Annotated in this window: 5 protein-coding genes; 2 read left to right on the top strand and 3 right to left on the bottom strand. The window is 74.0% G+C overall.

The window, feature by feature from the left end:
* The first annotated feature begins 214 nt into the window (after window positions 1-214).
* Complete coding sequence (gene hrpB, locus ACFZAX_RS24310; RefSeq protein ID WP_390964109.1) at window positions 215-2,767, top strand: ATP-dependent helicase HrpB; 2,553 nt, start codon at window positions 215-217, stop codon at window positions 2,765-2,767.
* A gap of 488 nt (window positions 2,768-3,255) precedes the next feature.
* Here the strand turns inward: hrpB and ACFZAX_RS24305 are convergent, their stop codons facing one another.
* Together ACFZAX_RS24305 and polA are read right to left on the bottom strand one after the other, a co-directional pair.
* Complete coding sequence (locus ACFZAX_RS24305; RefSeq protein ID WP_390964108.1) at window positions 3,256-4,983, bottom strand: lytic murein transglycosylase; 1,728 nt, start codon at window positions 4,981-4,983, stop codon at window positions 3,256-3,258.
* A gap of 310 nt (window positions 4,984-5,293) precedes the next feature.
* Window positions 5,294-8,005 carry a DNA polymerase I gene (gene polA / locus ACFZAX_RS24300; RefSeq protein WP_390964107.1) on the bottom strand — a complete coding sequence of 904 codons (2,712 nt, stop codon included), beginning with the start codon at window positions 8,003-8,005 and terminating at the stop codon, window positions 5,294-5,296.
* 155 nt (window positions 8,006-8,160) lie between these two features.
* On the opposite strand from polA, the gene ACFZAX_RS24295 reads away from it, so the two are divergent.
* Window positions 8,161-10,434: an FdhF/YdeP family oxidoreductase gene (locus ACFZAX_RS24295; protein ID WP_390964105.1), complete on the top strand. Its 2,274-nt coding sequence runs from the start codon at window positions 8,161-8,163 to the stop codon at window positions 10,432-10,434.
* A 131-nt stretch (window positions 10,435-10,565) separates the two neighbouring features.
* Here the strand turns inward: ACFZAX_RS24295 and mptB are convergent, their stop codons facing one another.
* Window positions 10,566-12,062 (bottom strand): polyprenol phosphomannose-dependent alpha 1,6 mannosyltransferase MptB, encoded by a 1,497-nt coding sequence (gene mptB, locus ACFZAX_RS24290; protein ID WP_390964104.1) that lies wholly within the window; start codon window positions 12,060-12,062, stop codon window positions 10,566-10,568.
* Window positions 12,063-12,332: the final 270 nt, after the last annotated feature.

Below are 12,332 nucleotides of genomic sequence, written 5' to 3'. Positions count from 1 at the left end.
ATCCGTCCGTCCCCCTCTGCCCGTGGCCGGCCGAGTCGTGCTGACTCTGCCGGCCGGCTCCGTCGCCCGGCCCTGTCGGCCGGCTCCGTCACCTGCTTCTGCTGACTCCTGCGACTCTGCCGGACGCCCTGCCGACGCCGCCTCCCCCGCACGGGGGAAGTGGCTCCCCCGTGCGGGGGTGGGGGCGTCCGGCCGCCCGTACGACACTGGGTGCGTGATCCGTACCGATGCCCTGGCCGACCTCCCCGTCCGCACCGCCGTGCCCGCCCTGCGCCGGGCGCTCGACGAGCGGGGCACCGCCGTGCTCTGCGCGCCGCCGGGCACCGGCAAGACCACGCTCGTCCCGCTCGCCCTCGCGGGGCTGACCGGCGAGGGTCCTCCGCGCCGGGTCGTGGTCGCCGAGCCCCGCAGGATCGCGGCACGCGCCGCGGCCCGCCGCATGGCGTGGCTCCTCGGTGAGCGGCCCGGCGGTCGCGTCGGCTTCACCGTGCGGGGCGAGCGGGCGGTCGGCCCGGACACGGTGGTCGAGGTCGTCACCACCGGGGTGCTGCTCCAGCGACTCCAGCGCGACCAGGAGCTCGCCGGTTCCGACGTGGTGATCCTCGACGAGTGCCACGAACGCCACCTGGACGCGGACACCGCCGCCGCCTTTTTGCTGGACGTGCGCGAGACGCTCCGCCCCGACCTGCGGCTGGTGGCCGCCTCCGCGACGACCGACGCGGAGGGCTGGGCCCGGCTGCTCGGCGGGGCCCCGGTGGTCGAGGCGACCGGCATCTCCCATCCGGTGGAGGTCGTCTGGGCGCCGCCCACCGCACCGGTCCGGCCGCCGCACGGGATGCGCGTCGATCCCGCGCTGCTGGCGCACGTCGCTCAGGTGGTACGCCGGGCGCTCGCGGAGCGGGAGGGCGACGTGCTCTGCTTCCTGCCCGGTGTCGGCGAGATCGCCCAGGTCGCCGGCCGGCTCGCCGGAGCCGGGGCGGAGGTGCTCCAGGTTCACGGACGGGCTCCCGCCTCCGTGCAGGACGCGGTCCTGGCGGGGAGCTCCGGCGGGGGGCGGCGGGTGGTGCTGGCGACCTCGGTCGCGGAGTCCTCCCTGACCGTGCCCGGGGTGCGGATCGTGGTCGACAGCGGCCTCGCCCGGGAGCCCAGGACCGATCACGCCCGGGGACTGAGCGCCCTGACGACCGTGCGGGCCTCGCAGGCGACCGGACGGCAGCGGGCGGGCCGTGCCGGACGGGAAGCTCCCGGTGCGGTGTACCGGTGCTGGACGGAGGCGGAGGACGGGCGGCTCGCCCGGTTCCCGGCGCCGGAGATCCGGGTCGCGGACCTGACGGCGTTCGCGCTCCGGGCCGCGTGCTGGGGCGACCCGGGGGCGGTGGGCCTGGCGCTGCTCGATCCTCCGCCCGCCGGGGCGATGAGCGCGGCCGGCGAGGTGCTGACGGCGGTCGGCGCGGTGGACGGGGACGGGCGGGTGACCGGGCGCGGCACACGGATGTCCCGGCTCGGTGTCCATCCCCGGCTGGCGCGGGCCCTGGTCGACGGAGCCCGTGAGGTGGGCGGGCGCCGGGCGGCCGAGGTGGTGGCCCTGCTGAGCGAGGAGCCGCCGCGTGAGTACGGCGACGATCTGGCGGCGGCCCTGCGCACCGCGCGCCGGGGCGGGGACGGGTACGCCGCGCGCTGGCGTCAGGAGGTGCGCCGGCTGTCGTCCTCGCTCGGCGGTGGGACGGAGGAGGGGCGGGCGCCGGCAGGAGGACCGGTGGGCGGGGCCGCCGCTCCGGCCACGGACGACGCCGCGGTCGGGCTGGTGGCCGCGCTCGCCTTCCCGGAACGGGTGGCGCGCGCCCGGGGCGGGGAGGCGTTCCTGATGGCGTCCGGGACCGGAGCGGAGTTGCGGGACGGCTCGGGGCTGCGCGGCTCGCCATGGCTCGCGGTCGCCGTCGCGGACCGGCCCACGCACGCGGTGTCGGCCCGGGTGCGGCTGGCCGCGGTGATCGACGAGGACACCGCGGTGCTCGCCGCGGGACACCTGCGGTTCCGGGGCGAGGAGGTCCGCTGGAGCGACGGCGACGTGGTGGCGCGCGTGGTGGACCGGCTCGGTGCGGTGGAGCTGGTGGTGCGCCCGCTGAAGCAGCCGGCCCCGGAGCTGGTGCGCACCGCACTCCTGGAGGGGCTGCGCCGGGAGGGCACCGGGCTGCTGCGGTGGACCCGCGACAGCGAGCAGTTGCGGGCCCGGCTGGCATTCCTGCACGGCGCTCTGGGGGCGCCGTGGCCCGAGGTGTCGGAGGGGGCGCTGCTGGCGCGCGCCGGGGAGTGGCTGGAGCCGGAGCTGTCGCGTGCGCGGCGCCGCGCGGACCTGGGGCGGATCGACGCGGGCCAGGCGCTGCGCCGGTTGCTGCCGTGGGCGACCGGTGAGGCGTCCCGGCTGGACGAGTTGGCGCCCGAGCGGATCGAGGTGCCGAGCGGGTCGCGTGTCCGGGTGGAGTACGGCGCTGAGCAGCCGGTCCTCGCGGTGAAGCTCCAGGAGCTGTTCGGCCTGGCCGAGACGCCCTCGGTGGCCGGGGTGCCCGTGCTGGTGCACTTGTTGTCCCCGGCGGGGCGGCCGGCGGCGGTGACTGCGGATCTGGCCTCGTTCTGGCGGGAGGGGTACCGGGCCGTCCGCGCGGAGCTGCGCGGGCGCTACCCCCGGCACCCCTGGCCGGAGGACCCCACGACGGTGGAGGCCACCCGGTTCACCTCGGCGCGGCTGAAGCGGGAGCAGCGGTCATGACCGGGTGAGCCGCGCGCTTGGGCGGCGGGGTGAGCCGCGGGGGCTCGGGCGACAGGGCCGGGCACGCAGGTAGGGCGGTACGACGGCGGGGGCCGACGAGGAGGCGATACGACGCGGAGCCGGTACGGCCCCAGACCGGACGACGGGGAGCCGGTACGGCCCCAGACCGGACGACGCGGAGCCGACACGGCCCCAGACCGGACGACGCGGAGCCGCCACGGCCCCAGACCGGACGACGCGGAGCCGACACGGCCCCGGACCGGACGACGCGGAGCCGCCACGGCCCCGGACCGGACGACGCGGAGCCGACACGGCCCCAGACCGGACGACGCGGAGCCGCCACGGCCCCAGACCGGACGACGCGGAGCCGGCACGGCCCGCGCGCCCGTACCGGAAGGTGTTCGGTACGGGCGCGCGGAGGGTGCTGAGCGGCGTCAGGCCGCGGAGGGTGCTGAGCGGCGTCAGGCCGCGGAGGGTGCTGAGCGGCGTCAGGCGGCGGGCGGCGCCTCGACGGTGAGCTCGATGTCGAGGACAGCTCCGCCCTCGGTGGTGATCCGCAGCGTGTAGGTGCCCGCCGTGTCGCCCGCGTGGATCTGCGGGAGGGTGAGCAGGCCGTCCGCGTCGGTCTTCAGACCGGTGAGCGTGGTGACCGCCGTGCTGTTCGCGCCGGTGAGGCGGGGGCCCTGGCTCTCCGGCACCGGCTGGCCCGCGCTGTCGAGGATCGTGGCGGTGACGGCGACGCCGGAGGCGACGGCTCCGCCAAGGGTGGCCTTGACCTGGACGTCCTCGGTGAACTCGCCTCCCTGGGCAGCCGTCAGCGCGGTGCTGGTCGTCCGGGCGAGGTCGTCGGCCCGGCGGGCGGTGACGGTTGCCGTGAAGGAGAGGCTGAACTGCCCGGTGGTGCCGGCGGCGGCGTGGATCTGGAAGTCGCCCGTGGTCTCGCCCGCCACCAGCGCCGGGGCGCCGGCGGTGCCGTCCGCCGAGGTGACGACCTCGGCGCTGGTGGCCCCGCCTGCGAAGCGGGCGTCGGTGTCGCCGCTGATCGTGAAGGTGACGGGAGCCCCGGCGAAGCTGTCGCCCTCGCCGTCGACGGCCCGGACGGTGACGTCCCCGGCGAAGTCCTGGCCCGCCGTGGCGGTCAGCGTGCCGGTGCCCGCGTTCTCGATCCCGGCGAGCTTGGGTACCTCGGAGGGCGCCGGGGGTGTGGTGGTCGTGGGCGGCTTGGTGGGGTGGGTGCCCCCGGGCTTGCCGCTCGGCGTCTCGCTGGGGCTCGGGGACGGCGAGGCGGTCCCGGGCTTTCCGCTCGGGGACGGCGAGGGCACGGGGGCGGCGGAGGGCGAGGAGGACGGCGAGGTCGAGGCCGGACCGGTCGTGGTGCCGGTCGCCGGGCCGGGCGTGGTCGGCAGGACGCCGGTGCCGTCGGGCACCGAGTGCGTGCCGTTGTTGTAGTACTCGAACCAGGACCGCACGGTCGACAGGTAGGCGCTGGAGTGGTTGTAGCTCAGCACCGCGCGGTCGATGTCGGTGTCGATGGACAGGTCCCGGGTGCCGGCGCAGAGGTAACGCCCGGCGGCGAGTGCCGCGTCGTAGACGTTGTTGGGGTCCTTGCGTCCGTCGCCGTTGGCGTCCTGGCCCCAGATCGCCCAGGTGGACGGGATGAACTGCATCGGCCCGACCGCGCGGTCGGTGACGGTGTCGCTGTCGTACGCGCCGTCGTCCGTGTCCGGGATGAGTGCGAACCCGTTGCCGTCGAGGGCGGGGCCGAGGATCGGGCTGAGCGTGGTGCCGCTCGCGTCGACCTTGCCACCGCGTGCCTGGCCCGATTCCACCTTGCCGATGGCGGCGAGGAGTTGCCAGGGCAGTCGGCAGGCCGGGTCGGTGCCGGCGATGGTCGACTGGGCCTGCTGGTACGCGGCGAGCACCGTGGCCGGAATGCCCGACTCGGCGCTGGTGGCGGGGAGACCGACGGCGGTGCTCGGCGTGCCCGGGGTGACCGGGGCCGCCAGCGGCGGCAGGTCGGTGTGGTACTGGTCGTTGCCGGTGGCGGCGCCCTCTTCGGGTTCGGCCGCGGCCGACTGGTCGTTCCCGCCGGGCTGTGCGGCCGAGCCGAGAGTCGCGCCCGGCGCCTGGGAGGCGGAGAGTGCCGCGACGACGGCGGCTGCCACCGCGGTGCTGGTGGCCCCTCTGCGCAGGCGACGGCCGAATTGCGCTGCCATATGGTCTGGTCCCTCCCCGACGACGGCTGTTCGCGCTCCCCAGCGCGAGGACTCCCGTGACCCTACGGCAACTCCTGATAGTTCGACACAGGCGTCTGACCGGTTCTTACTGGTTTTTCATGATGTTCAACCGAAGTTGTGCTGCGCCTCGCTTCCGGGGTGCGCGGCCCACCCACGCCCCCGCTCCCGCTCCCGCCCCGGCGCCCGCACACGCACCCACACCCGCACACGCACCGGACATGACGGAGGCCGGGCATCTCGTGCCCGGCCTCCGTCACGCGGGAGCGCGCCCCTTCGGGTCGAGCCCTCGTCAGTGCGCCGCGGACTCCCAGTCGGCGCCCACGCCGACCGACACGTCCAGCGGGGCGCGCAGCGACACGGCCGAGGCCATCTCGTGGCGCAGGATCCCCTCCACCTCGGCGCTCTCACCCGGCGCGATCTCCAGCACGATTTCGTCGTGCACCTGGAGCAGCATCCGGGACTTCAGCTTCGCCTGCGTCAGCGCCCGGTCGACATGGAGCATCGCGACCTTCACGATGTCCGCGGCGGTGCCCTGGATCGGGGCGTTGAGCGCCATGCGCTCCGCCATCTCGCGCCGCTGGCGGTTGTCGCTGTTGAGGTCGGGGAGGTACCGGCGACGGCCGAAGACCGTCTCGGTGTACCCGGTGGACCTGGCTTCCTCGACGACCCGGTGGAGATAGTCGCGTACTCCGCCGAAGCGCTGGAAGTACGTGTCCATCAGGCCACGCGCCTCGCCCGCCTCGATGTTGAGCTGCTGGGAGAGCCCGAACGCGGAGAGGCCGTAGGCGAGTCCGTACGACATGGCCTTGATCTTGCGCCGCATCTCCGGGTCGACGGCCGACTTGTCGACGCCGAACACCTGGGAGGCGACCGTGGTGTGCAGGTCCTCGCCCGAGGTGAACGCCTCGATCAGGCCGGCGTCCTCGGAGAGGTGGGCCATCACCCGGAGTTCGATCTGGCTGTAGTCCGCCGTCATCAGCGTCTCGAAGCCCTCGCCGACGACGAAGCCCCGGCGGATCGCGCGCCCCTCGTCCGTACGGACCGGGATGTTCTGGAGGTTGGGGTCGGTGGAGGAGAGGCGTCCGGTCGCCGCCACCGTCTGGTTGAAGGTGGTGTGGATACGGCCGTCCGTCGCGATCGCCTTGATCAGGCCCTCGACGGTGACCCGCAGCTTCGCCTGCTCGCGGTGGCGCAGCATGATCACAGGCAGCTCGTGCTCGGTCTGAGCGGCGAGCCAGGCCAGCGCGTCGGCGTCGGTGGTGTACCCGGTCTTCGTCTTCTTGGTCTTGGGCAGGCCCAGTTCACCGAAGAGGACTTCCTGGAGCTGCTTGGGCGAGCCGAGGTTGAACTCCCGGCCCACCGCCGCGTGCGCCTCCTTTATGGCTTGCTGCACGGCGCCCGCGAACTGCTGCTCCATCGCCTCCAGATGGGCCCGGTCGGCGGCGATGCCGTGCCGCTCCAGCCGGGCCAGCAGGATCGAGGTGGGCAGCTCCATGTCGTGCAGCAGGTCGAGCGCGCCGACCTCCCTGAGCCGCGTGCTGAACGCGGCGCCGAGGTCGAGCACGGCGCGGGCCTGCGTCATCAGGGCGTCCGCCTCGGCGCGGTCGTCCGCGCCGAACGCCAGCTGCCCGTCCGCCGAGGCGGCGGGGGCCAGCTCGCGGCCGAGGTACTCCACCGCCAGCGCGTCCAGCGCGAACGACCGGCGTCCCGGCTTCACCAGGTACGCCGCGAGCGCCGTGTCCATGGTGACGCCCTCGACGTGCCAGCCCAGCTCGGGGAAGACCCGCATGGCCGCCTTGGCGTTGTGCAGGACCTTCGGCCGCTCCGGGTCGGCGAGCCAGGCGGTGAACGCCTCCTCGTCCGAGGCGTCGAGCTCCGTCGGGTCCAGCCAGGCAGCGGCCCCGCCGACCGCCGCCAGGGCGATCTCGGTGACGGTGCCGGCGCCCAGCGCCCAGGTGTCCACGGTGGCCATGCCCAGCGGCTGCGCACCGTGCTCGGCCAGCCAGCCGGCGACCTGACCGGTACCCAGGACCGTGCCGTCCAGCTCGATCCCGGCGGCCGGGGCGGGTGCCTCCTCCTCGGCCGCGCCCGGGTCGACGGCGAGCAGCCGTTCCCGCAGGCTCGGGTTGCGGATCTCCAGGACGTCCAGCACCCCGGTGACGGCGGCGCGGTCGTACGGGGCACGCTCGAGCTCGGCGGGGCCCTTCGGCAGCTCCACGTCGCGCACCATCTCGGTCAGCAGGCGGTTCATCCGCACCGAGTCCAGGTGGTCGCGGAAGTTCTGCCCGGCCACGCCCTTGACCTCGTCTGCGCGCGCCACCAGTTCGTCGAAGGAGCCGAACTGGTTGATCCACTTCGCGGCGGTCTTCTCGCCCACCTTGGGGATGCCGGGAAGGTTGTCCGACGGGTCGCCGCGCAGCGCCGCGAAGTCCGGGTACTGGGCGGGGGTGAGGCCGTACTTCTCCTCGACCTTCTCCGGGGTGAAGCGGGTCAGCTCGGAGACGCCCTTGGTCGGGTAGAGGACCGTGACGTTCTCGGTGATGAGCTGGAAGGAGTCGCGGTCGCCCGTGACGATCAGCACCTCGAACCCGGCGGCCTCCGCCTGGGTGGCGAGCGTGGCGATCACGTCGTCGGCCTCGAAGCCGTCGACGGCGAACCGGTCCGCGTGCATCGCGTCCAGCAGTTCGCCGATCAGCTCGACCTGCCCCTTGAACTCGTCGGGGGTCTTGGAGCGGTTCGCCTTGTACTCGGGGAACTCCTTGGAGCGCCAGGTCTTGCGGGACACGTCGAACGCCACCGCGAAGTGCGTGGGCGCCTCGTCGCGCAGCGTGTTCGCCAGCATCGAGGCGAAGCCGTACACGGCGTTCGTCGGCTGCCCCGTCCCGGTCGTGAAATTCTCCGCGGGCAGGGCGAAAAACGCCCGGTACGCCAGGGAGTGCCCGTCCATGAGGAGCAGGCGCGGTCGGTTGTCTGCCGTCTTCTTCGATGCTGTCTCAGCCACATACACGATCCTGCCACGGTCCACCGACATCACGGACCGCACGCGGGCGCCGCGCCCCTCTCCTTCCGGATGCGCCCTTCTCCTTCCGGATGCACCCCTCAATGGCCATGACAGGATCGGACGAGAGGAACCCACGCGCTCGAAGAGGAGCAACCATGGCCACGAAGCCCCCGACCGGAGACCCGGTCCAGGACGCCCCGCAGGTCCAGGAGGCCCAGCACGCCGCCGCAGGGCTGCCCGCCGTCGCCCACTCCCTGCTCATGGCCCGGCAGCAGATGGGACTGGGGCGCACCGCGCGGACCCTCCTCAAGGTCAACCAGAAGAACGGCTTCGACTGCCCCGGCTGCGCCTGGCCGGAGGGCGACAAGCGCCACACCGCGGAGTTCTGCGAGAACGGCGCCAAGGCCGTCGCCGAGGAGGCCACGCTGCGCCGGGTCACCCCGGAGTTCTTCGCCGCGCACCCGGTCTCCGACCTCGCCGGCCGCAGCGGGTACTGGCTCGGCCAGCAGGGCCGGATCACGCAGCCGATGTACCTCCCCGAGGGGGGCGACACCTACCGGGCGATCGGCTGGGACGACGCTTTCGCCATCATTGCCGAAGAACTCCGTGCGCTCGGCTCCCCCGACGAGGCCCTCTTCTACACCTCCGGCCGGACCAGCAACGAGGCCGCGTTCCTCCTCCAGCTCTTCGCCCGCGAGTACGGCACGAACAATCTGCCGGACTGCTCCAACATGTGCCACGAGTCGTCCGGCTCCGCGCTCGTGGAGACCATCGGCGTCGGGAAGGGCAGCGTCTCCCTGGAGGACCTCCACCAGGCCGATCTGATCATCGTCGCCGGGCAGAACCCGGGCACCAACCACCCGCGCATGCTCTCCGCCCTGGAGAAGGCCAAGCACGCCGGCGCGAAGATCATCTCGGTGAATCCGCTGCCCGAGGCCGGCCTGGAACGCTTCAAGAACCCGCAGACCCCGCAGGGCATGATCAAGGGCACCGCCCTCACCGACCTCTTCCTCCAGATCCGCCTCGGCGGCGACCAGGCCCTCTTCCGTCTCCTCAACAAGCTGGTCCTGGAGACGGAGGGCGCCGTAGACACCGCGTTCGTCGACGAACACACCCACGGATACGAGGAGTTCGCCCGGACCGCCCGGGAAGCCGACTGGGGCGAGACCCTCACCGCCACCGGACTCGACCGCGCCGACATCGAGAAGGCCCTCGGCCTGGTCCTCGCCTCGGAGCGCACCATCGTCTGCTGGGCGATGGGCCTCACCCAGCACAAGCACTCCGTGCCGACCATCCGCGAGGTCGTCAACTTCCTTCTGCTGCGCGGCAACATAGGCCGGCCGGGCGCCGGCGTCTGCCCGGTGCGCGGCCACTCCAACGTCCAGGGCGACCGCACCATGGGCATATACGAGCGCCCCGCGCCCGCCTTCCTCGATGCCCTCGACCGGGAGTTCGGCATCACCTCGCCGCGCCACCACGGGTACGACGTGGTCCGTGCCATCCGCGCCCTGCGCGACGGCGACGCCAAGGTCTTCTTCGCGATGGGCGGCAACTTCGTCGCCGCCACCCCCGACACCGACGTCACCGAGGCGGCGATGCGCCGCGCCCGCCTCACCGTCCACGTGTCGACCAAGCTCAACCGCTCGCACGCCGTCACCGGCAGCCGCGCCCTGATCCTGCCGACCCTCGGCCGTACCGACAAGGACGTCCAGGCCGGCGGCAAGCAGTTCGTCACGGTCGAGGACTCCATGAGCATGGTGCACGCCTCCCGCGGCAACCTCACCCCCGCGAGCCCGCACCTGCTCTCCGAACCCGCCATCGTCGCCCGCATGGCACGCGCCGTCCTCGGACCCGGCTCGAAGACCCCCTGGGAGGAGTTCGAGAAGGACTACGGCACGATCCGCGACCGCATCTCCCGCGTGGTGCCCGGCTTCGAGGACTTCAACGCCCGCGTCGCCCGCCCCGGCGGCTTCACCCTCCCCCACGGCCCTCGCGACGCCCGCCGCTTCCCGACCGCCACCGGCAAGGCCAACTTCACCGCCGCACCCGTGGAGTACCCCGAACTCCCTGAAGGCAGGCTGCTGTTGCAGACCCTGCGCTCCCACGACCAGTACAACACCACGATCTACGGGCTCGACGACCGCTACCGCGGCATCAAGGACGGCCGCCGTGTCGTCCTCGTCAACCCCGACGACGCCCGCGCACTCGGCCTCGCCGACGGTGCCTACACCGACCTCGTCGGCGAATGGAAGGACGGCACCGAACGCCGCGCCCCCGGATTCCGCGTCGTCCACTACCCGACCGCACGGGGCTGCGCCGCCGCCTACTACCCCGAGACGAACGTCCTGGTGCCGCTCGACTCGACCGCCGACACCAGCAACACGCCCGCCAGCAAGTCGGTCGTGGTGCGTTTCGAGCCCGCCGGCTGACCCGGCCGCACGGGCGGCCCGCACACGGCACCGGGCAGAGCGGGCTCCGCACGCACCCACGCGGCTCCGGGCGGGGCCGGGGCCGCTCGGGCGGGAGCCGCTCAGACCCGGGCCGCTCGTGCGGGAGCCGCTCAGACCGAGGCCGCTCCCGCACGCACCCCCTCGCGCACACCGTCGGCCCGGCGGGGACCCGGCACTCCGATCCCGCCGCCGCCCTCGCTCCCGAGCCGGTCCGCCGCGGCCTCCCGGCGCAGCAGCAGCACCCCCGCCACCGCGACCGCCCCCGCCACCGCGAAGCCGATGCCGGGGGTGGAGCCCGAGGGATGCGTCTCGTACACCAGGGCCGCCGAAAGCGCCGCGAGCCCCTGCCCGGCCGGACCGCGGCAGGCCCGTACGGCGACGAACGGCACGCCCCACAGGACGTACCACGGCTGCACCATCGGCGAGAGCACCACCAGCGCCGTCAGCGCCAGGCCCAACGCCAGTACGGGGTCCAGGCGGCCGGTCGCCGACCGCCACCCGAGGCGTGCGATCAGGGCTCCCGCCGCGGCGAGCCCGAGGAGCTGCACGGCCGACTTCACCGTGTCGCCGTCCGCCCCCGTCGCCAGGTGGGCGAGGGCACCGAGGCCGGCCCCCAGGTCGCTGGAGAGGGAGAGCCAGGTATGGATGGCCGCCGCGACACCCTGCGTGTGCAGCCAGCCGAAGCCGGTGCCGCTCACCACGGAGACCAGGAGCACCGTCGCGGCGGCGACCAGCCCCGGTCCGAACGCTCCCCGCGCGATCCGTCGCGCGGGCGACCCGGCCGAGGATCTTCCCACCATCACGCCGACGAACAACAGGGCCAGTCCGGCGGGGGACTTGACCATCATCGCCAGTCCGATCAGAACGGCTCCGAGGACCCAGCGGCCGCGCAGCGCGCACACCGCGCCCGCGAGCGCGAGCCCGGCCATCAGGCCGTCGTTGTGCGCCCCGCCCACCACGTGGATCAGCAGCAGGGGGTTGAGCGCCGCGAGCCGGAGCGCCCCGCTCTCGTCGGCCCCGTACTCGCGCGCCAGGCGTCGCACGGCCCACACGATCAGCAGCAGCGCCGCCACCGCGGCCAGCCGCAGCACCAGGACCGCGGGGACCAGGGTGCCACCGGTGAGCGCCGCCGCGCCCCGCGCCAGCAGCAGGAAGAAGGGGCCGTAGGGGGCGGGGGTGTCGGACCAGTGCCCGCCCACGCTCGCCGCCGCGTCGCCCGCGAAGCCCCCCGGGTCCAGGACCGAGGGGCCCTGGCTGTAGACGTCGTGGCCTTCGAGGACCATCGCGCCCTGCGCGACGTAGCTGTAGACGTCCGCGCTGTACAGGGGAGGCACCAGCAGCAGCGGCGCGACCCACCAGGTCAGCGTCACCAGCGTGTGCCGTACGGAGGCGCCGGTCCGGCCGTACGCCCACCAGGCGACGACGAGCGCGGTGAGCCCGGCGTACACGAGGACGGTCCCGGCGGTGGTCACGGCATGGCCCCGCTCCGTCCACCAGCCCCAGGGGTCGTGCGCCGGCAGCCTCCCGGCGGCCCAGCCGCCCGCGCCGACCCCCAGCGAACCGGCCAGTCCCAGCCGACGACATCCCACGACACCCAGTCCCCGCATCGGACCAACCTACCGAACCGCGGTGAACGGCCACCCTCCGCCGTACGACCGGCTGGGAACACCCCGGCCCGGCCCCGACCGCCGACGCGGCCCGGTCCGCGCGCCGGGCCCCGGCTCCGAGCCGCCGACTCCGCGCTCCCGGCTCCGAGCCCCCGGTCCGCCGGACACCTGCCGCCTAAGAGGTTGTCTCATTTGGTGAGTCGTCGGTGGCAGATGAGGGTTGCTGCTATGCCGACGAAGGCGAGGAAGTGCTCGGGTTTGCGTTCGTAG

Source organism: Streptomyces sp. NPDC008125 (genome assembly GCF_042957125.1).
GTDB lineage: Bacteria > Actinomycetota > Actinomycetes > Streptomycetales > Streptomycetaceae > Streptomyces.
Note: the sequence above shows the minus strand (reverse complement) of the source record. Positions and strands in the feature narration are given on the sequence as shown.

What these genes read in the sequence shown, in the direction of transcription:
- ACFZAX_RS24305 (WP_390964108.1), bottom strand. Translation starts at nt 4,983, where the DNA reads ATGGCAGCGCAATTCGGCCGTCGCCTGCGCAGAGGGGCCACCAGCACC.
- ACFZAX_RS24295 (WP_390964105.1), top strand. Translation starts at nt 8,161, where the DNA reads ATGGCCACGAAGCCCCCGACCGGAGACCCGGTCCAGGACGCCCCGCAG.
- mptB (WP_390964104.1), bottom strand. Translation starts at nt 12,062, where the DNA reads ATGCGGGGACTGGGTGTCGTGGGATGTCGTCGGCTGGGACTGGCCGGT.